The 21,716-nt window shown below is 47.8% G+C and carries 19 protein-coding genes; 2 read left to right on the top strand and 17 right to left on the bottom strand.

Translation table 11 applies throughout. The features are described from left to right. Nucleotides 1–150 precede the first annotated feature (150 nt). Entirely contained in the window at nucleotides 151–1,737 is a 1,587-nt protein-coding gene (locus tag BFW38_RS06760; protein WP_068997707.1) for a peptide chain release factor 3, read from the bottom strand. Nucleotides 1,738–2,056: 319 nt separating this feature from the next. Here BFW38_RS06760 and BFW38_RS06755 point away from each other — a divergent pair, with 319 nt between their 5' ends. Next, nucleotides 2,057–3,376: an ATP-binding protein gene (locus tag BFW38_RS06755; RefSeq protein ID WP_068997706.1), complete on the top strand. Its 1,320-nt coding sequence runs from the start codon at nucleotides 2,057–2,059 to the stop codon at nucleotides 3,374–3,376. Continuing rightward, nucleotides 3,357–3,896 carry a response regulator transcription factor gene (locus BFW38_RS06750; protein ID WP_068997705.1) on the top strand — a complete coding sequence of 180 codons (540 nt, stop codon included), beginning with the start codon at nucleotides 3,357–3,359 and terminating at the stop codon, nucleotides 3,894–3,896. The genes BFW38_RS06755 and BFW38_RS06750 overlap by 20 nt, the downstream gene beginning before the upstream one ends. Nucleotides 3,897–3,994: 98 nt before the next feature. On the opposite strand, the gene BFW38_RS06745 is transcribed toward BFW38_RS06750, so the two are convergent. From BFW38_RS06745 to BFW38_RS06670, 16 genes are all read right to left on the bottom strand, one after another. Beyond that, entirely contained in the window at nucleotides 3,995–4,603 is a 609-nt protein-coding gene (locus BFW38_RS06745) for a TMEM165/GDT1 family protein (RefSeq protein WP_425427890.1), read from the bottom strand. A 256-nt stretch (nucleotides 4,604–4,859) separates the two neighbouring features. Beyond that, a complete protein-coding gene (locus tag BFW38_RS06740) occupies nucleotides 4,860–5,531 on the bottom strand; it encodes an energy-coupling factor ABC transporter permease (protein WP_068997703.1) in 672 nt (223 codons plus the stop codon). An 80-nt stretch (nucleotides 5,532–5,611) separates the two neighbouring features. Next, entirely contained in the window at nucleotides 5,612–6,160 is a 549-nt protein-coding gene (locus BFW38_RS06735) for a chemotaxis protein CheD (protein WP_068997702.1), read from the bottom strand. 96 nt (nucleotides 6,161–6,256) lie between these two features. Further along, the gene (locus BFW38_RS06730) at nucleotides 6,257–7,336 is read right to left on the bottom strand and encodes a protein-glutamate methylesterase/protein-glutamine glutaminase (RefSeq protein WP_068997701.1); all 1,080 of its coding nucleotides are present in this window, start codon (nucleotides 7,334–7,336) and stop codon (nucleotides 6,257–6,259) included. Beyond that, nucleotides 7,333–8,190, bottom strand: a complete 858-nt coding sequence (locus BFW38_RS06725; protein WP_068997700.1) for a CheR family methyltransferase — start codon at nucleotides 8,188–8,190, stop codon at nucleotides 7,333–7,335. The genes BFW38_RS06730 and BFW38_RS06725 overlap by 4 nt, the downstream gene beginning before the upstream one ends. A 3-nt stretch (nucleotides 8,191–8,193) precedes the next feature. Next, entirely contained in the window at nucleotides 8,194–8,736 is a 543-nt protein-coding gene (locus BFW38_RS06720; RefSeq protein WP_068997699.1) for a chemotaxis protein CheW, read from the bottom strand. A gap of 15 nt (nucleotides 8,737–8,751) precedes the next feature. After that, nucleotides 8,752–10,494 carry a methyl-accepting chemotaxis protein gene (locus BFW38_RS18560; protein WP_068997698.1) on the bottom strand — a complete coding sequence of 581 codons (1,743 nt, stop codon included), beginning with the start codon at nucleotides 10,492–10,494 and terminating at the stop codon, nucleotides 8,752–8,754. Nucleotides 10,495–10,514: 20 nt separating this feature from the next. Continuing rightward, complete coding sequence (locus tag BFW38_RS06710; RefSeq protein ID WP_068997697.1) at nucleotides 10,515–12,701, bottom strand: chemotaxis protein CheA; 2,187 nt, start codon at nucleotides 12,699–12,701, stop codon at nucleotides 10,515–10,517. Between the two features lie 130 nt (nucleotides 12,702–12,831). After that, nucleotides 12,832–13,131, bottom strand: a complete 300-nt coding sequence (locus BFW38_RS06705) for an STAS domain-containing protein (RefSeq protein WP_068997696.1) — start codon at nucleotides 13,129–13,131, stop codon at nucleotides 12,832–12,834. Between the two features lie 56 nt (nucleotides 13,132–13,187). Further along, a complete protein-coding gene (locus tag BFW38_RS06700) occupies nucleotides 13,188–13,550 on the bottom strand; it encodes a response regulator (protein WP_068997695.1) in 363 nt (120 codons plus the stop codon). A 91-nt stretch (nucleotides 13,551–13,641) separates the two neighbouring features. Next, nucleotides 13,642–14,832 (bottom strand): methyl-accepting chemotaxis protein, encoded by a 1,191-nt coding sequence (locus BFW38_RS06695; protein WP_068997694.1) that lies wholly within the window; start codon nucleotides 14,830–14,832, stop codon nucleotides 13,642–13,644. A gap of 422 nt (nucleotides 14,833–15,254) precedes the next feature. Beyond that, nucleotides 15,255–16,373, bottom strand: coding sequence for a sulfate/molybdate ABC transporter ATP-binding protein (locus BFW38_RS06690; RefSeq protein WP_068997693.1), 1,119 nt, complete (start codon nucleotides 16,371–16,373; stop codon nucleotides 15,255–15,257). Next, on the bottom strand, nucleotides 16,370–17,248 hold the full coding sequence (gene cysW, locus BFW38_RS06685; RefSeq protein ID WP_068997692.1) for a sulfate ABC transporter permease subunit CysW: 879 nt from the start codon (nucleotides 17,246–17,248) through the stop codon (nucleotides 16,370–16,372). Before cysW ends, BFW38_RS06690 begins: the two co-directional genes overlap by 4 nt. A 14-nt stretch (nucleotides 17,249–17,262) precedes the next feature. Beyond that, the gene (gene cysT, locus BFW38_RS06680; RefSeq protein WP_068997691.1) at nucleotides 17,263–18,129 is read right to left on the bottom strand and encodes a sulfate/thiosulfate ABC transporter permease CysT; all 867 of its coding nucleotides are present in this window, start codon (nucleotides 18,127–18,129) and stop codon (nucleotides 17,263–17,265) included. Nucleotides 18,130–18,368: 239 nt separating this feature from the next. After that, nucleotides 18,369–19,379, bottom strand: a complete 1,011-nt coding sequence (gene cysP / locus BFW38_RS06675; protein ID WP_068997690.1) for a thiosulfate ABC transporter substrate-binding protein CysP — start codon at nucleotides 19,377–19,379, stop codon at nucleotides 18,369–18,371. Nucleotides 19,380–19,606: 227 nt separating this feature from the next. Next, nucleotides 19,607–21,496: a propionyl-CoA synthetase gene (locus BFW38_RS06670; protein ID WP_425427931.1), complete on the bottom strand. Its 1,890-nt coding sequence runs from the start codon at nucleotides 21,494–21,496 to the stop codon at nucleotides 19,607–19,609. Between the last annotated feature and the right edge of the window lie 220 nt (nucleotides 21,497–21,716).

The raw sequence follows: 21,716 nt of genomic DNA, 5'->3' as shown, positions 1-21,716 counted from the left end.
AAGAAAGAGTGCCAATAAATGCACAAAAGCAGTAGAGGCCTCCAACACTCAACGCCAATTGAACATTTGAGACAAAAAAACACCTAAGCCACGACTCAAGTGGCTTAGGTGTTCAGATTTCACTATGTATTCTTGCTGACAAGAGCGCTCTTAATGCTCCCGCGTTGCCCGGAAGTCAATATCAGGAAAGCGCTCTTCAGCCAAACTTAAGTTAACACGCGTTGGCGCCAGATAGGTTAATAACCCGGCCCCATCAAGTGCTAAATGATCACTCTGTTTGTTACGAATTTCTTCGATCTTACGAGGATCATTGGATTCTACCCAGCGTGCCGTCTGTACAGTAACCCCTTCATACAAGCAATCTACTTTATATTCATCTTTCAAGCGGAACATCACCACATCAAACTGCAACTGCCCCACAGCGCCTAGAATCAGATCGTTATTATTCAAGGGTTGGAATAATTGAACGGCACCTTCTTCCGACAACTGCTGCAATCCTTTTTGCAACTGTTTGACTTTGAGCGGATCCCTGGGCCGCACCCGCTTGAATAGCTCTGGGGCAAAGTGCGGGATGCCCGTAAATTTTAGCGGCTCACCTTCAGTGAAAGCATCACCAATCTGAATCGTGCCATGGTTATGCAAGCCGATAATATCGCCTGGAAAAGCCTCTTCGACCAGCTCTCGATCTCCGGCAACAAAGCCAACCGCATCCGCAATTCGAATATCTTTATTAATTCGACAATGACGCATCTTCATGCCTTTGCTGTAACGACCAGAGCACACGCGCATAAAGGCAATCCGATCACGGTGTTTCGGATCCATATTCGCTTGGATTTTAAACACAAAACCACTGAATTTGTCTTCATCAGCCTTAACATCACGGGGTTCGGCATGCCGCATTTCAGGGGCAGGCGCCCATTCGACAAAATCGTTCAGCATTTCGCGCACGCCAAAATTGGCCAGGGCGGTACCGAAATAGACAGGCGTCTGACGGCCCGCAAGGAAGTCTTCACGATTCCATTGATGTGTCGCACCACGCACTAACTCGATTTCATCAACAAAATCATCATATTCATCGCCTAACAGCTCACGCGCCTGGTCTGAATCAAGCCCTTTGATCCGTTGATCTTCCGGCAAGGTATGACCTTGCCCTGGCGTAAACACATGAATTTCATCATGATAGAGGTTGTATACGCCTTTGAACCATTGACCGGACCCAATTGGCCAATTAATGGGGGCGGCTTCGATTTTGAGCACTTCTTCAATTTCATCAAGCAGTTCAATCGGATCTCGAATGTCGCGATCGAGCTTATTCACAAAAGAAAAAATGGGGGTATCTCGTAATCGACAGACTTCCATCAGCTTGATCGTGCGATCCTCAACCCCTTTCGCGCCATCGACGACCATCAACGCCGAGTCCACAGCGGTTAACGTGCGATAAGTATCTTCTGAGAAGTCTTCGTGCCCTGGGGTATCCAAAAGATTGACGACGCGATCATGATAGGGAAACTGCATCACAGAAGAAGTGATTGAGATCCCACGTTCTTGCTCCATGCTCATCCAATCGGAGGTCGCGTGACGGTCCCCCTTCTTACCTTTTACCGATCCAGCCACCTGAATTAACTTGCCTAACAGTAGTAGTTTCTCTGTGATCGTAGTTTTACCGGCATCAGGGTGGGAAATAATGGCAAAAGTTCTGCGGCGCGCCACTTCTGACGCGAGTAAAGAATTAGACATGGGTCGGTTTCGTCTCTTGGTTCAGCTCGAAGCAATCAGCTTGTAGGCGGTCGTTAGCCTGAGCTAACGCCGTAATTTTTAAATTTAATGAAGACATTTTCGCTGATATACGTCCGAGACACAATGAACCTTAAACACAAGATGACGAACCCGAGCCCCTCCTCCAGCCCTCACCGGCCGATGAATCGTCGATGAATTCAACAAGCACCTATCGCTCAAGGGACAAGGCAACACAGACCCCGTACAATATCGGCGTAACGAAGAGTAAAATCACATCATTCATCATCTGTTTTGATTCACATCAGGAGCCTATGCCGCAATGATGGCAACACAACCGCTTCCTCTATCCACACCCGGGCGCAATTTAGTGCGTTTAACGATTGTGCGCGGCATCACCTGGACAGGTTTTTTAGCGGGCATTATTTTCGGCTTAGAAATTCTCCATTTTCAACTGAACGTACTGGCCGTTTTTTCCGTCATACTGACCATGGCCGGTGGCAATATACTGACTTGGTGGCGCCTGGGCATTCCCCGCCCGGTCAGCGATACCGAGTACTTATTGCATCTGCTGTTCGATGTCTGCGGTTTATGTTTACTGTTCTTCTTTACTGGCGGTGCGAGTAATCCATTTATTTCCTACTTTCTGATTCCGATAACCATCTCCGCTGCGACCTTACCTTGGTTGCATACTTGGATCATCGCCGCAACCGCACTCGCCAGCTACACCATCTTAATGTTCTTTAACCATCCAGTGCCGCAACTTGAGCATGTCCGTGGCGCGGGTCTCTCACTTCACATTTTTGGGATGTGGGCTAATTTCCTGCTCAGTGCAGGCTTGATCACTGTATTTCTTTTTAAGATGGCTCATGCACTCCGCCAACGTGATGCGGCTTTAGCACAGACTCGGGAACAGGCGCTGCGTGACGACCAAATTATGGCAATTGCCACTCAAGCCGCTGGGACAGCACATGAATTAGGGACACCGCTCTCAACCATGGCCGTCATGCTCAGTGAAATGCGCAACGAACATGATGAACAAGATCCGATTCAGGATGATTTGGCCTTGTTACAGCAACAAATTGCCACCTGCAAACAAACCTTGAAGTCGCTGGTACACAATACTGATCGTAGCCGACTGGGTAAGAATGTCCGTTTACCGTTAGACGAATTTATTGAAGTGGTTATTGAGCGTTGGAATGTGCTCCGCCCAGATATCCATTATTCACTGACCTGGTCGGGCGAAGTATCAGAAATGCCCGACTTGAATGCAGATATCACATTGCAACAATCGTTATTGAACCTACTCAACAACGCGGCCGATGCCAGTCAGGACAAACCGGTTGACATCAAAGTTCGTTGGAAACCACAACAGGCCAAGCTTGAGATTCATGATCATGGCCCAGGCATCCCAATGGAAATTGCTGAACGCCTGGGCGAAACTTTTGTTTCGACAAAAAGCAAGGGATTAGGTTTAGGGCTGTTTTTAACACATGCCACCATTAACCGGATCGGTGGCAGTGTCAGACTTTTCAATCACGATGAAGGCGGCACGCTGACCGAAGTCAGGCTGCCCGTAACAAAGCGCCAAGGGGCGCCTTTGGCTGATCAGGAGGAACATCATGAGCCTACCGCTGGGTAAAATGCAGATCATTGATGACGATGAAACATTTGGTCTGATCCTGGCACGAGCTATGCGTAAACGCGGCCATGAGGTGCTTGTCAGCCAAACAGCAGATGAGGCTTTATCAACCGCCAAATCCTTTCAACCGGACTACATAACCCTCGACCTCAAGATGGAGGGACCTTCTGGGCTAGTGCTACTCCCAGACTTACTGGACTGCGCCCCAGAGGCAAGAATAATCATCCTTACCGGCTATTCCAGTATTGCTACAGCGGTTGAAGCCATCAAGCTGGGGGCCGTTAATTACATCTGCAAACCCGCCGATGCTGATGAGATTCTAGCGGCCTTCTCAAAATCAGAAGGTGATCCAGATGTTGAAATTTCTGATAATCCAATTTCAGTCAACCGGCTCACTTGGGAACATATCCAAAAGGTGCTACAGGAGCATGAAGGCAACATTTCAGCAACTGCTCGCGCACTGGGCATGCACAGACGAACACTTCAGCGCAAATTGCAAAAAAGGCCTGTTAAACACTAGCCACTCCATAACAACTCGCTTAATCACTCAATCACAACCCGCTTGAGTCTGCATGCATACGGACTCAAGCGGGAGCATAAAAGGTGTCAAAATGAGCACTAAAGTAGGCTCATGGCATCACCCAATATAATCCAAAGCCCTAATGCGATGAATAAGGCGCTGGCAATGCGGTGAATCCAGTTCAGAGGCAAGCGGTCAATAGCAAGATGCCCAGCCAACACAACAGGCACATTGGCTAAAAGCATTCCGAGTGTCGTTCCTAACACGACCATGGGCAGATTATTAAACTGTGCCCCTAACAGTACGGTCGCAATTTGGGTTTTATCACCCATTTCCGCAATAAAAAACAACATCAGTGTGGCAAGAAAAGCACCATGCTTCAGCCATCGGGATTCAGACTCATCATCCAGCTTATCTGGAATCAAAATCCAAACACCCACGGCAATAAAAGCACCGCCCACTAACCACGGTAACCAGCCAGACGACAGCCAGTCAGCCGCAAAAGCCCCTAGCCAAGCAGCCAAAGCGTGATTTAATAAGGTCGAAATGAGGATACCCACGATGATCGGCCACGGACGCCGATAACGGGCAATCAGAAGAAAAGCGAGTAATTGAGTCTTATCGCCAATTTCTGCAATAGCCACTGAAGTGGTGGAAAACACTAATGCTTCCATCAAACTAGATACTCCAGGGGCCGACTCAACCATGGATACCACCACCCGGCCCCTGCCGGTGGTCGTATCCAGGTCTCGTCACAGTCGACTAGCGACTTACAGGTACCATGGCCATTGAGGGCCAAATATGTTGATAACTGTCTTTCACCCGGGTCAAGATGAAAGCGACTACTCCCCTGAATAGGCGGCTAATCCTAGCGAGTCCTGCCTAGCATGTCCAGCCCACAACCGAACACTTATTAAAACATTCACACACACCTTAGGTTCAGATCAATAGGCTGAATGACTGTCATTGATGGTCAAAATAACGCTGGGTATCAAAAGAGCGCATCCATTGTGGCATGTAAACAGCGAGCCCACTCACGATCATGCCGTTAATCACCGCTTCAGGGGGTAACGTTAAAGGAAGAAAAAGGAAATACTCTGAAGAAAAATGCCCCCATTGTATGCCCTGCGAAAATAGCGTCAGAGTCAACATCAACAACAAGCCAGAGCACAAGGCGGCTAACGCACTGCCGCCAAAAGCAGCCACAAACACATAGACAAAAAAGTTATCCGGTAAGCGACGATCCACAAAGCGCCACACAAGGTGGCTGACTAATACCGGCACCACGCAGGTCAACAGGGCATTAACAAACCACATGTCCCAAGGGGTCTTACCTGTTAATGCCGTACCGAGAAGGGCTAAGCTGGTACCGATCAGCGCCATGGGCCAGTAGAACATCAATGTCATCACCGTTGCCAGCAACAACTGGATATCAACCCAAGGTGTAATACCCGCTCGAAGCTGCCATAAAAAACTGACCAACACTGTCATACCCAGAAATAAGTGTTGTAAGCCTGGCTCGCGATACACGATTCGCCAAGGCACTTGCCAGAGCGCAATCGCCAATATACAGAAATACAATGCCCCTGCCGCTTCGGGCCAAAAACCTAACGGCAAGATATTGGAAAAGCTCATGATCAACCCTAATGAAAGCTAAAAATCATTACATCATAGCGGATCATGACGAACACTGTGCCTGATACCGATGACTTATGTCATGCCTGGGCCCTCATATAACGAGGATCCAGCTGAGAAACACGGTGAACGGGCACAAAAGTTACCCGTGTATACCCAGTACGAGGGTCAAACCACAATTTACGATAACCTTTTTCACCGACATCCGCTTCCAGTACGGAGATGCCCAACTCCATCAACATACCGAAAGCATGGGCAACGTTCGCTTCCCCAACCGGACGAGTTTGCACCGTTTCAGTATCAATATTTTCTTCAGGTAACATATGCGTAAACATATCACCACCACCGAAAAGCCGAACCTCAAACTCAGTTAATTCAACTTTCCAATCATGGGCATGACGCATAAAAATTTTAATGCAGTCGGTAGCATAACGAGCATCCTCTCGCTCTTGAGCAAGAAAATCAGGACGGCAGGGCAAGGCAAAATGGCACATGCCACCAATCAGCTGTCGAGGATGCCATAAGGTAATCGCAACACATGATCCTAACAGCGTCGTAATGGGCTTACGAATACGGCCGAATAATAGCTCACCGATATGAATCACATGCTGATCGTGGTATTTAAGCATCCTTGATCACCTTAATCGAAACAGCACATAAAAAAGCCGATGACTTTCTGAACGATCATGACTTTCTAAACGATCTAAACCGACTAAACGAAGACCCTAACGGCAAGCTTTCAAAACTGCGGACACAATATGTTCAAGGGGTAACTGACGCTCAACAGCGCCACGCAGAAACGCTTCCTTAGGCATACCATAGACTACACTCGTCGCTTCATCCTGCCCTATCGTATTGGCACCCGCCTCTCGCATTTCCAATAAACCAGCCGCGCCATCATCTCCCATACCCGTCAGGATCACGCCGACGGCATTACGACCAACATAGCGAGCAGACGATCGAAACAAGACGTCAATAGAAGGGCGATGGCGCGTCACTAAAGGGCCATCGCGTAATTCCACGTAATATCTTGCCCCACTACGCCGAATTAACATATGTTGATTGCCCGGTGCGATTAGTGCATGGCCCCGTAATAAGGTATCACCATCTTCAGCCTCCTTGACTTTAATGGCACACAGCTGATTCAGTCTTTGGGCAAAAGAGCGAGTAAACCCAACGGGCATATGCTGCACAATGGCAATCCCAGGACAGTCCAATGGCATGGCTTCAAGGACTTCACGAATAGCCTCTGTCCCCCCAGTAGAAGCACCGATGGCAACCACTTTTTCGGTGGTCTCTGACATGGCCGAACTGGGTCTGTGGGCCTGGGTCTCACTCCGAGGCAAAATGGCATCCGCGGATAATTTTGGGCTGGGATGATGAGCTCTCATGGCTGGGAGCTTTTTCAGTCGAGCACAGGCTGCGCCCTTAACCGCCTCAATAATCTGTAATCGGCTTTCTTCAAGAAATTGGCGCGTCCCGAACGTAGGTTTGGCGATAATCGAAACCGCACCATACTCAAGTGCTTTTATTTGTGTTTCAGTGCCTTCACCCACCAATGACGAACAAATCACAACCGGAATCGGATGCTGAGACATAATTTTGCGTAAGAAGGTGACTCCATCCATACGCGGCATTTCAACATCCAGTGTAATCACATCAGGTTTCAATTGACGTAGTTTATCCACGGCGTAATAAGGGTCTGCAGCGACTCCGATCACTTCAATGTTAGGGTCCGTCGATAGAATGTCTGTCAGCGCCTGACGAACCAACGCAGAATCATCGACAATCAAGACTTTAATCATGCCCCCTCCACTTCAATCCGCCGATAGATGGTGGGCGCAACAGACTCAAACCCGAGCTTCTGATGGGCAACACTTTCAGAGTGACCGATGAATAAAAGTCCACCTGGACGTAATGCGCGATGAAACTGGCGGACAATCATCTCTCGATCTTCATTACTGAAATAGATCATGACATTGCGACAAAAAACGATGTCATATTGAGGGGTTCTCGGGTATTCATCCAACCGTAGATTAAAAGGAAAGAAATGCACGGCCTCACGAAGTTCCGGCCCCATTCTAATCAACTCTAATTCCTTTTTTTTACTGCGCAATAAATAGCGCCGCCTCAGTGGCATGGGAATCGGCTCAATATTCGCAACGGGATAAATCCCTTTTGCAGCCGTTTCCAGCACAGAGGGCGCAATATCTGAAGCTTCAATCGTAAACGTAAATCCCGGTAACCCCTGCTGAAGCTCCATCAAAACCATCGCCAAGGTGTAAGGCTCTTCTCCTGTTGAGCAACCCGCACTCCAAACTGATAGCGGGCGTGACCAACCCACCTTTTGTAATGGGGCCAAACGATCTCTGACAAGCCGGCCTAAAAAATCGAAGTGTGCGGGCTCTCTAAAAAAATCCGTTTTATTCGTTGTGATGGCATCAATTAATAATGGCTGCTCAGTAGCAGCCCCCGCTGGCGATAGCGCAAAATCTAAATAATCCGCCAACGAAGCATGCCCGGTAGGCTTCAAGCGCTTACGCAGACGTGTCTCAATTAAGCTCCGTTTATGCTCAGGGAGTTGAATACCCGCAACGGCCTCAACAAATTCAGCGACTCGAATATGATCCTGAGCTGATAAACTATCCTGTCGAATCATCCCTTATTCCTGCTCATCCTGAGACCAGTGTTGAGTCGGCTGTTGGTCAGACCCCTCAATGACTTTCTGCAACTCATCCATAGAGAAAACCCGGGCCAGATAGAGAATGATAATAAAATGATCATTCTGTCGCGCCATCCCCGCAATAAAGTCACTGCGAATTCGGTTCCCCAGGCGCGGAGGGGGTGCAATATCATCGGGCCTCAGTTCGAGCACTTCCTGAACCTTATCGGCCAAGATCCCAAGAGGCGTTGACTCACCATCAATGTCGACATAAAGAATCACAATGCAGGTATCAATGGTCGGCTCAATGACCTCCATATCAAACTGGCGCCGGAGATCAACCACAGGGATGACCTTGCCACGCAAGTTGATGACGCCCAGCATAAAGTTTGGCGTTCGAGGAACAGGCGTGACATCACGGTATTCGAGCACTTCTTGAATACACTCGATTTCCACCCCAAACCAGTCACCATCAAGCACAAAAGTCAGAATTTGCAGGCCATCCGCAAAAGATTCCACCTGAATATCAAGCGCTTCATCCATGGGACACCTCCTCAATCAATAGCGGACAAAGTCTTCATCATCCAGATCAATATCAACACCGTGTCCCGCCGCTGAACGATTGCTTTTTGCAGATGCCGACTGAGAGAAGTGTTGCTGCGACGATTGGCCAGAATGATGAGTACCGCCTGACGTACCTTTTGAAGGCTGAGATTCAGACTGACGCGTTCTTGCATTCCGGTTATAACGAGGCACACCGGAAGAGGCTGCGGAATGGGTATGATGTTGATCAATTTTGAAGAACTCAACAGTGGTCGTCATTTGCTCCGCTTGAGCAGACAACTCTTCTGATGTCGCAGCCATCTCCTCCGCTGAAGCGGCTGATTGTTGTACCACTTGATCCAACTGCTGGAGCGCTTTATTGATTTCAGAAGCGCCTTTATCCTGTTCAACACATGCCGCACTGATCTCTTGGACCAGACCAGAAGTCCGCTGGATATTGGGCACTAGCTGAATGAGCATTTCTCCGGCTTTCTCAGAAACAGTCAGAGTATTACGAGAACGCTCAACAATTTCACCAGCGGCTCGTTGGCTCCTTTCGGCTAACTTCCTGACTTCTGCCGCTACGACAGTAAAACCTTTACCATGTTCTCCGGCTCGAGCAGCCTCAATCGCTGCATTTAAAGCCAGCAAGTTAGTCTGACGGGCAATATCTTCAATAATGCCGATTTTTTCCGCAATTTCTTGCATCGCGGATACCGATTCGCGCACAGCATCTCCGGTGGATTGCGCATCCTGAGCGGCTTGGTGTGCTATCTGTTCGGTCTGCCTGGCATTATCTGCCGTTTGAGAGATGTTGGCTGTCATCTCTTCCATCGATGAAGACACTTCTTCTAATGATGCAGCCTGCTCAGTTGCACCTTGCGCAATTTGTTGGCCTGTACTGCTCATTTCAACACTGCCAGAAGCGACATTTCTTGATGCTTCCTGGATTTCAGCGACGGTTTCGCGTAACCGGTGATTCATTGCCCTCAACACACCATAAAGGTCATTATCACTGGTACTGGGATCAAAATGCTGATTCAAGTTACCTTCGCCAATTTGCGTCGCTAAACGGATGACCTGATTCAGCCGCATAATAATGACAGTAGCGACCGCAATGGCGATCACAAAGGAGATGCTTAACAACACCAATAGCTGATTACGCGAACTGGTATAAAGGGCTGCCGATTTTGTGACAGCGTCGATCATCTCATTATCATTAAAAGAGATAACTTCCTTGAGTGAGGCTTCTGCCTTCATCAGCTTTTCATCCCCTTCACGTTCAAGAATTAAATAAGCTTGATGACTAACGGCAAACATTTCTTCTTCAGATAAATTTCTTTCTTCTGCTATATTCAGCATTGACTGCACACGACGCGTGACCGACATATAGTTCTCTAAGGCAGCATAGAAATCACCCATTACCTCATTACCATAATCAGTAGATATGAGTGAATTAATGTATTCATACTGTTCGATAATATCATTATAAGTTGATTCCCGTTCCCGCTCGATCTCATCTCTTTTCGAGTTGGACTTCACTAACAACTCATTTTTCTCAAGCAAATCTAGCTCAAGTAGATTCGCTCGCATCCGGCCACTTACTTTGACTTTCTCTGCAGCGACATTGACCATGTTATCCATTCGTTCCTGAGCACGGTCAAGCGACTTCAAACTGATCCAGCTGTTTACGGCTAACAGCACAACCAGTACTGTAAAACCGATATAGAGCAGGGCTTTTATGGTGATACGTTTCATTGGAACGCCCCCTTCATCCTTTAGACGTTGGTTTCATCCATCAACTCGGCAACATCCAAAATCATTGCGATACTGCCATTCCCCATAATCGTAGCCCCCATCACACCTTTTATCCCCTGATAAAGGTGACCAAGGCTTTTAATCACGGTCTGAAAATTCCCAATAACCTGATCAACAGTAATGCCGAATCGTTCTTCCCCAACACGAACCAAAATGGTTTGCTCAATGTTGGGCTGGGTGCCTGCAACAGAAAAGCTATCTCTTAATCTTAAACAAGGAACTAATCCATCGCGATGACGAACCAGCCGGATACCATTTTCTCGACTAATATCCTTTGAAGACGTTTCCATACACTCCTCAACGATACTCAACGGTAAGACATAACGTTCTGAAGAGACGCCAACCATCAAGCCATCAATAATGGCTAAAGTCATCGGTAATGTAATTTTTACCGTAGTGCCAATACCCGTTTCACTTTCAAGATAAACACGCCCTTGTAGCCCCTCAATAGAACGCTTGACGACATCCATTCCCACGCCACGCCCAGAAACGTCAGAGACCACTTTCGCAGTAGAAAAGCCAGGTTCAAAAATAAGCTGATTGATTTCTTGGTCCGTCAGATCGTGGCCGGGACGCACAACGCCACGGTCCAAAGCACGAGAGAGAATCGCTTCACGATTAAGGCCGGCCCCGTCATCACTCAAATTCAAGTGAATTTGCCCTTGATGTTGAGACGCTTCTAAGCGCAACAAGCCCCTTCTAGGCTTACCCTGTGCTTCTCGTACATCGGGGGATTCAATGCCATGGTCTAAGCTATTACGTAATAGATGAACCAGTGGATCGGCCAAGCGATCAATTACCACCTTATCCAGTTCCGTTTCAGCACCGGCGGTTTCAAAGGCAACGTCCTTGCCGAGATCTTTAGATAGATCTCGAACCAGGCGACGAAAGCGCGAAAAAGTTGAGCCAATCGGCAACATGCGGACATCAAAGGTGGTCTCTCTCAAATTGCCCACCAACCGATCCAGCTCTTCAGCGAGTCCCGCCAAGCGTTCATCCGCTCCTTCACTGGCCACTTGATCTAAACTCGCCTGCAAAATTACGAGTTCGCCCACTTGATCCATTAAGGCATCCAGCTTGCTCTGAGGAACCCGTATGCTCTGATCGCTGGTGCCACTTTTGCTCCCCCCCTTAGTTGCAGCTGCCCGAGCGGGCGCCTTCTGAGAAACTGTTTCAGACCTTACTGAGCGCTGATGAGGATTGCGGGGTTGCGCGACAGAAGACTCCGAAGAAAGAGCGGAAGGAGGCACCGTCAATTCAGCGGTTGCATGAGCAACAACCCCATCTTCATCTTCTACTGTCATCGAGTGTGTTGCATCAAGGGTAGTCGCTTCTGGTGTTGACAGGGGGGTTGCTTGAATATCGATCGACCAATCATCGATAACAAAAAAGAAAACGTCATCAATACGTTCTTTCGGTAATGCTGTCGTCAATTCAACAACGACGGTTAAAACACATTGCTCAGGATCGAATGCCGAGGGATCAAGTGGCTCAGAGCCAAGTAATTCAGAGTGGCCTTGTTCAGCACCACGACTATCGGCGTGTCCAACAGCGCTAAAACCGGCAACGCTCAAATAAGTGGTCGCTTGGTAATCCCCCAGCTCATTTAACTCTCGAAGCAATGGCAACAAATCGAAACCGTCACGAAAAGCTTCAGAATCAGGGATAATCGTAATCTGGTAGCAGATCAACGCAGAAAAGGGCTCAACTTCGGTCTCGATGTGCTCATGGGCCTGTTGAGAAGAAGGACTGACGACTTCAGGCTCCGATGATGCTTGGTCCACTTGTTGCGAAAAGCGTGCAGCCAATTGCCCACTTATACGACGAGCGTCTTCATTTGGATCAGGATTATCTAGCAATGTAAAAATATGGTCACGAGCTTCAAGCAAAATGCTGATATATTCAGCACTCAAATGAATTTTCCCGTTACGAACTTGATCAAAAAAACTCTCAAGATGGTGAGTAAACTCAGATAAATGATCAAATCCAACCATGCCTGCAGCCCCTTTAATGGTATGCATGGCACGAAAGGCCGCCGCAATCTGATCATGATCATCCGGCGTTTCTTCAAGCTCCAACAAAGCCAGTTCGAGCGTAGACAGATGCTCTTCGGCCTCTTCACGAAAAACCTGAACCGGATCAGTCATAGTCAAGAGAGCTCCTTATCTCTATCACTGGTCGCTATTTAACGGATGAATCAATACTTCATTTGTCATTGATCCATTCACATCAACGGCCACTTACATCAACGATCACTTGCATCAACAACCATTGATATCAACTGATATCAGGATAGGCATCATTCAGTGACAATGTTCGATTCAATCCCATTAACGCAAAAACAGGCAAAATGTTCTCACTAACATCAATAAGTCTAAGCCCACCGCCTGAAGCCTCCAACCGCCTCAACAATGACAACAACCATTGAATACCCGCACTGTCGATTTCCTGAGTTGCTTGCATGCTTAATCGCCAAATCGAGTTTGGCTGTTCAAGTAATGGGCATTGCTGCTCGTACGATTTCACATCATAAATCGTAAGATTACCTGGAATAACCCAAGTAGGATGATCATCCATTAACCATCTCCTTTGCCACGAATCAAAATCGAAGCATTCGAATAATGGCGATAATATCAGGCTAGTTTTGAAACGGCGGATAACAAAACATCAGGTTTAAAAGGTTTCACCAGCCAGGCTTTAGCACCTGCGGCCTTACCTTCCGCTTTTTTTGATGCTTCAGATTCAGTGGTCAACATCAGAACAGGTGTAAAACGATAATCAGATTTCTTCTTCATTTCTTTAATAAATGAAATGCCATCCATATTGGGCATATTGACATCACTGATCACAAGATTAAATCGATGCGAATCAAGTTTATTAAGTGCATCACGACCATCCACTGCTTCAACCACCTGATGGCCAGCATTTTTCAAGGTCATACTCACCACTTGTCTAACCGATGCAGAATCATCCACGACTAAAATCTGCTTAGCCATAATCAGCTCCTAGAAATCAACGCATACTTTTACTGATAATTTTCATCAATACCGATCACTTATACGATCGCAATTAATGGGCGTATATGACTTAGAAAAAAGTCACCTCATCATTTCCCTGAGCTGCCTGCTCTGGAGACTCTCCAGATAAAATACGTCGCTCAAAATCGGTTGAGGCCCGTCGATGCATATTTTGAGTAAGCTTATCCGCATGTAATTTAATTTGGTCCGAAGAAAAGTCGTTCGATTGACCCATCAATTGTTCGGCATCTGTCATTCCTTCCACTACATGCGTAATGACTTGGCTCATTTCATCTTGAAACTGTAATCGAACAATCACTTCACTCACTTCTAAAGCCATGTCATCACGTAACTTTTTCAGTGCGCGATTATCTTCTGACATGACTTCGATACTGGTATCAAGCTGGTGTAATACGGCATCAATACGTTCCTGATCATGCTCACGCCCTTCACGCGCATGGTCTAAACTTTCTTGGGCATGACTCACGACATTTTTGATGGTTTCATTGACTTTCATAACAACGTTCTCGATACGTTCGCCCGTATCTGACGAGCGAGAAGCCAATGACCTCACCTCATCTGCAACCACTGCAAAACCACGACCCGCCTCTCCTGCTCGAGCAGCCTCAATAGCAGCATTTAGAGCCAATAAATTGATACGTTCAGCGATCATCTGGACATCATCGGAAAATTTCACCAGCTCAGCATTATGTTCAGAGAGCGCTTCAATCATCTGGAAATTTGTTTTCTCACGACGAGCACTTTCTTCCTGAGAGGCTAATAACTCAAGGAAGGTGTTACGCGCCTGATCGGTCATTTGCCCAATAGTGTCATCATGAACGTCAGCCGAGTCAGCACTTTTAAGCACATGCTGAATTTGCTGGTGCATTTGATCAAAATTTTGCGTCAAAATACTGATGGCATCTTCCATTTGGATCCGACTCCCCTCAAGCGTCTGACGCCAAACCGGGAGGAAATCTTCGAAGGCGCTTTTCAAGACCTCATCAGTAGAGAAGTTAGCCTCATCACCGAGTGTCTCAATCACGTCATCATCATGACTTCCGGCTATCTCTGATGAGCGCTTTGGCCAAGCCATACGTGCTAAAATAGCACTACAAAAAATCAATATACCCAATAACATAAGCGACGTACTGGTCAGGTTTTCACGATCAAAAACCATAACAAGTCCACCGGTAGCCACAATCGCCATCCATAGTCCAATCACCATCCATTTGGCTTTTCTTAAGGATAACGTTTCCATGAGCCTCCTTGATCTCAAACCTATTGATCCATGATGTAACCTTCAAAACATCTGATTAAAGGATGACAGAATCTTGAATTTTGGCTTTGCTGTCATGAATGTAGTCACTCATCTCCAACATTGCCAAACAACACGCTATTTTTAATTCAGAACATAAAATATTTTTGAAAAAGCCATAATTCTTAGGGTAAAAAGAGACCAAACATCAACTTTAAACCCACATATCGTCAAGGTTTTAGTGGGCAAAAGAGAGAACGCTATAAGCTGATGAGCGCTAAGGCGGTTACACAAGAAAAGTGAGGCGAGATCAGAAGAGTATTCACTTCATCACAGTCGTGAATCTCCGCCCTCCAAAAAAAAACCGCAGCACAAGGCTGCGGTTTTTTATTGATCGTCACATGCAATGGCGCCTCAATACATGCTCATACCTCAACAACACCCGCAGTAGAGGTACAAGGCCAAGAGATCTCGCTAGGTGCAGCAGTATGCTGACTAAAGAAGTGAGCTTTAGAGGGTTCAACATAGACCTGATCACCCCGTTTAAGTGACCAGCGTTGATATTCATGATGAGATAGTCCGAGCTCCCAGGGAGAAGAGGTCTCCCAGCCCAATGGAACCAACTCAAGGCGAACCTCTGCCCCAACCGGATTCACCGCCATCACTTTCAAAGGTAAATGTGCGATGGTAGTCGGGTTCGCTGTCACCCGCATCTCATGTGGACGCATATAGAGCTCCCCACTATCGAGGTGCTGTTCAGGGAGCTGAATCCAGGCTTGGCCTTGATTCAAGCGGCCGCGATATGACTGGCCTTCAAACACATTCACATGCCCCAGAAAATCAAAGACAAAGCGGCTCTGGGGTGAAGCATAAAGCTTCGCTGGCTCATCAACTTGTTCAATGCGCCCATGACTCATCACAACCACCTGATCAGAAAGCTCCAAGGCCTCATCCTGATCGTGAGTGACAAATACGCTAGTAAACTTAAGCTCTTCATGAAGCTGACGAAGCCACTGCCGCAATTCTTTACGCACTTTAGCATCCAGAGCACCGAATGGTTCATCCATCAGCAACACTTCGGGCTGTGTCGCTAAGGCTCGCGCAAGCGCAACACGCTGCTTTTGCCCCCCAGATAGCTGAGCAGGAAAGCGTTGGGCTAAATGATTTAACTGCACCATGTCTAGGAGATCACCCACTCGCTGCTTAATCTGTGCAGACGAGGGCCGTTCATGTCGCGGCAAAACCTCCAACCCGAAGGCCACATTGTCAGCCACCGTCATATGCTTGAATAAAGCATAATGCTGAAAAACGAACCCGACACGACGATCACGGACATGAAGCTCACTCACATCGCGCGAACCAAACCAGATACGCCCCGTATCGGCACCTTCAAGCCCTGCAATAATACGAAGCAATGTGGTCTTACCTGATCCAGAAGGACCTAAAAGACCGACCATTTCACCTTCGCCAATATCCAGAGATAAGGGGGCCAGCGCCTGAAAAGCACCAAAACGTTTAGCGACATTCTCAATTCGAATACTCATGACCCCACCTTATCAGCAACAACGAGCGGCTCAGCATTGGCGAGTTTATCCTGGCGTGACTGTCGCCACTCCACCAACGCCTTGATGATCAAAGTCAATAGCGCTATACCCGCCAGTAACGAAGCACTGGCAAAAGCCGCCACACTTTCGTCCTGATATAAGAGTTGAACGTGAAGCGGTAATGTATTGGTTTCACCACGAATACTCCCTGACACGACGGAAACCGCGCCAAACTCACCCACTGCCCGGGCATTCGTTAGAATCACACCATAAAGCAACGCCCACTTAATATTGGGAAAAGTGACCCGACGGAAAACCTGCCACCCCGAAGCCCCTAAAATCACCGCGGCTTCCTCTTCTTCCCGCCCGTGTTGCTGCATCAATGGAATCAGCTCACGCGCAACAAAAGGGCAGGTGACAAAGACCGTGACCATGACAATCCCCGGCCAAGCGAACATCAGTTGAATGCTATGCTCATCCAACCAGCTGCCGATCCAGCCATTGCGTCCATAAAGCAGCAAGTACAGCAAACCGGCCACAACAGGAGAAACCGCAAACGGAATATCCATTAACGTCATCAATAACTTACGGCCAGGAAATTGAAACCGAGTAACGGCCCAAGCCAACATGATGCCAAAAACCAAGTTCAAGGGTACGGTTAATGCCGCGACAAATAGCGTTAATAAAATAGCGTGTAACGTGTAGCTATCAGCAATGCTAGCCCAGTAATGGGCCGCACCAAGTGCAAATGCTTGATGAAAGATCCCCACTAACGGTACGACTAACAAAATTGACGTCAGTAACAACGTCACAATGATCAATGTCCATTTGACCAGCGGATGATCACCGACTCGATGAGACTGTTTAGCGGCCACTATGCACCTCCATATCAACGCCCCTGAAAACGCCGTAAGAAGCGTGCTTGCCAAATATTGATCAGCAATAGCAGCAACAGCGATACCCCCAAAACAACCGACGCAATCGCGCTAGCCGCCGCAAAATCAAACTCTTGCAAGCGCATAAAAATCATTAACGAGGTGACTTCACTTACATAAGGCATATTGCCCGCAATAAAGATGACGGCACCAAACTCACCTAAACTTCGAGTAAATGAGAGGGCCGCACCGGTAACCAACGCAGGCCATAAAGAAGGCAACAGGATCCGTCGAAATACCGTCCAATCTGAGGCACCAAGCGTCATACCGGCCTCCTCCTCCTCAACCGCCATCTCCTCTAAGACGGGCTGAACCGTGCGCACCACAAAAGGAATACTGGTGAAGGCCATCGCAATGACGACCCCTAAAGGGGTATAAGCCACCTGAATTCCCAGCTCGCCGGATAACCACCCACCGTACCAGCCTTCATCGCTATAGAGCGTGGCTAAGGTGATACCAGCAACCGCCGTGGGCAATGCGAAGGGAAGATCAACCAGTGCATCCAGTAAACGACGTCCGGGAAACTCATAACGCACCAGCACCCAAGCGAGTAGCAACCCAAACACTCCATTAAAGAGTGAGGCCCATAAGGCCGAGACCAGAGTAAGACGATAACTCGCCACGACCTGAGGATCCGTAATCACAAACCAATAACGTTCCCACCCCATCTCAGCCGTTTGCATCACCAACCCGGACAAGGGCAATAGAAGAATAAGGCTAATAAACAACACCGAGGTTCCCAACGTGAGGCCAAGCCCTGGCAATACTCTCTTATGCCGAGGTCGCCTCATATCATTGGAATTCACTACACTCGAACTCATCTCATCGATTCTCTCGTTAACACACGGGCTGTCTGAATAAAGGGTTCAAAAGACACGACAGCCTGACTATAAAGTCGAGCTATAGCATCGAGTTGTAGCGTCGAACTATAGAACCGAATATAGGACCGAACTAAAGAGTTACACTCTAAAACAGGATGTTTAGCCGCCATCGCAACGACGACTAAACATGAAAAATGGGTGTAAGGCGCGCGACCTAAAGAATCTCAGCCACTGCGCGATTAGCGTCGCTGCAACTGATCAAGCTTGGCGCCACTGCTGAATATATTTTTCATGGCTTCCGGCCAACCACCCGCAATGTCTTCGACTGTCAACAAATCGACCTCGGGAAAACGATCTGCCACTTCTGCCTTGACCGTTTCGTTGTGCACGCGGTAGTTAAAACCGGCCAAAAGCCTTTGTGCAGGCTCGCTATAGAGATAGTTCAAGTATTCGTGCGCCACTTCAGTGGTGCCATTACGTTCGGCATTACGTTCAACAACGGCGACAGGGAATTCAGCAAGAATAGAGGTCTTTGGCACAACCACTTCATATTGGTCATCACTATACTGATCACGAATGTTATTGACCTCTGACTCAAAAGTGATCAATACATCCCCAATCTTTCGCTCAACAAAAGTGGTCGTCGCACCACGGCCGCCAGTGTCAAAAACGGCAACGTGCGACAGGAAAGTTTTCATGAACTCATCAATTTTGGCTTGATCATCACCGAAGGTCTTCTGGGCATAACCTAATGCTGCCAAGTAGGTATAGCGGCCATTACCCGATGTTTTCGGATTGGGGAAGACAATGCGGACATCATCACGCACTAGATCGGCCCAACTATCGATACCTTTGGGGTTTCCTTGACGCACCAGAAATGCCGTCGTGGAATAATAAGGAGAGCTGCCGTTAGGGAATTGGCTTTTCCAATCGGCCGACACCAAGTTCCCGCGATCATGCAACACCTGAACATCCGTCACTTGATTGAACGTTACCACATCTGCCGGTAACCCCTGCAAAATCGCCAGTGCTTGCTTGGAAGAACCCGCATGCGATTGTCGAATTTCAACCGTATGACCTGTTTCCTCTTTCCAATGCTCAGCAAACATAGGGTTATATGACGCAAAGAGCTCACGCGCGATGTCATAAGAGGTGTTGAGCAACGACTGATCAGCGGCTGAAGCCTGAAGTGAGGCGCTCACCAGTAACGCACCGAATAGAGGCCTAAAAAAACGCGACTTGTTAAGCATGAGATCCGATATCCAAAAAAAGAATAAGAATTTAGCCTTTTATAAGTAACAAGGCTAATTAAAAGCATTTGATATGACAAGAAAGCTTTATATACCGAATGAGAATATCCTTACTCTATATTGACCCCACATAAGATAACGGTATAAAAAAATCGCCTTCCCCATATAATGGAAAAGGCGATGCTGTAATAGATAACGCTGTGTATATCGTATTAGGCAATCAGGCTTTAACGAACAAGACCCTCTCGCCTCATATTATCTTCGATTTCAGGCAATATAGACTCATCATCGATCGTAGAAGGCACGGTGTAGGTTTCGCCATTGGCGACTTTGCGCAAGACCGCACGTAAAATCTTTCCTGAACGCGTTTTGGGTAAACGTTCAACCACGATAGCCCTTTGAAAACAAGCAACGGGACCGATCTTCTCCCGAACTAGCGCAATCAATTCGGCCTCTACTGTTTCATGCTCATACTGAGCACCAGCCTTCAGTAATACTAATCCAACCGGCACCTGCCCTTTTAAATCATCATTCACCCCGATCACGGCACACTCTGCGACAGCCGAATGAGTCGCGACAATTTCTTCCATCTCGCCCGTTGACAGGCGATGGCCAGCAACATTGATGACATCATCGGTCCGCCCCATGATGTAGACAAACCCCTCATCATCCAGGTATCCACCATCCCCAGAGAAATACCACCCTTGGAAAGCACCGAGATAAGCATTTAAATAGCGCTCGTGATTTTGCCACAGCGTCTGCGCCACGCCGGGGGGCAAGGGAAGGCGAATCGCAATCGCGCCCATTTCATTGGCCTCTAAAACTTGGCCATCAGCCCCCAAGACCTGAACGTCATATCCAGGAACTGCACGATTCGTTGAGCCTTGGCGAATCGACGTTTCACCCCATGCCGTCATCGGTGCAGTCACAGGCCAACCAATTTCAGTTTGCCACCAATGATCATAAACGGGCTTTTGGGCCAGCTCATGCAGCCAGTGATATGTAGGCGAATCCAACTTTTCGCCCGCGACAAAGATATGCTTCAACGAAGAGACATCATATTGGTTAAACAAGTCACCTTCTGGATCTTCGCAGCGAATGGCTCTAAAGGCTGTTGGCGCACAGAAAATGCCCTGAACTTGATATTCTTGTATCACTCGCCATAAGGCACCCGCATCAGGGGTTTTAACGGGCTTACCTTCATAAAATATAGTCGTACATCCACCCATTAACGGTGCATAGACAATGAAAGAGTGCCCGACAACCCAACCAATATCGGAAATCCCCCACCACACATCCCCCGCTTGCATATTATAAATTTCACGCAATGCATAATGCATGGCAACGGCATGCCCACCACTTTCTCGTACAATCCCTTTAGGCTGACCGGTTGTGCCTGAAGTATAGAGAATATAGAGAGGATCCAGTGCCCCCACAGCCACACAGTCAGCAGGCTCGACACCCTCTTGCACTTGGTACCAATCCAGATCACGCCCTGACTTTAACTCTGCCGACATTTGAGGGCGCTGGAGCACAACGACTTGGTCAGGTTGGTGAGTCGCCTCCTCTAATGCTTGATCCACCAAAGGCTTATAAGGAATTACCTTAGTGACCTCAATGCCGCAAGAGGCCGTCAGTAGAATTTTGGGCTTTGCGTCATCAATGCGGACTGCCAGCTCATGCGGAGCAAAACCACCAAAGACCACAGAATGGATGGCGCCAATACGCGCACAAGCCAACATGGCTATCGCCGCCTCAGGCACCATCGGCATATAAATAACCACTCGGTCTCCCTTGACGACGCCCATTTGGCTCAATACCCCAGCGAATCGAGCCACGGCATCACGTAACTCCAGATAAGTAAACGTTGCTTTAGTTTCACTCACAGGAGAATCATAAATAAGAGCCAGCTGATCCCCCCGTCCTTGTTCAATATGAATATCAACAGCTAGATGACAGCTATTCAGGGTGCCATCAGCAAACCATTGATGAGTACCGTCACTATTCTCTTGAAGGATTTGCTGAGGGGGTCTATACCAACTGATCTGAGCCGCCTGCTCCGCCCAGAAACGCTTTGGATCTTCTTGCGCCTGTGTCTTGGCGTCTTGATACATCACCATAATGACTGCCTCTTATTATTGTGGTCTGCTCATTTAAAGTGGTGTGGTGTGTGAGTCATGGGATTATTGCTGTAGCCAAGCAGGAATGATCCATGGCCTAGACCTCTCCATGATGCGACTCACACCCCATTAATAGTGAGTCAGTCAGCCTTACCTCTACGTGATGAGTGAGTCGTTTGAAGCTTAGCCAAGGCCAGGGGCATGCCCAGACCCAATG

Source organism: Terasakiispira papahanaumokuakeensis, from assembly GCF_001709345.1.
In the GTDB taxonomy this organism is placed as follows: Bacteria; Pseudomonadota; Gammaproteobacteria; order Pseudomonadales; family Halomonadaceae; genus Terasakiispira; species Terasakiispira papahanaumokuakeensis.
Note: the sequence above shows the minus strand (reverse complement) of the source record. Positions and strands in the feature narration are given on the sequence as shown.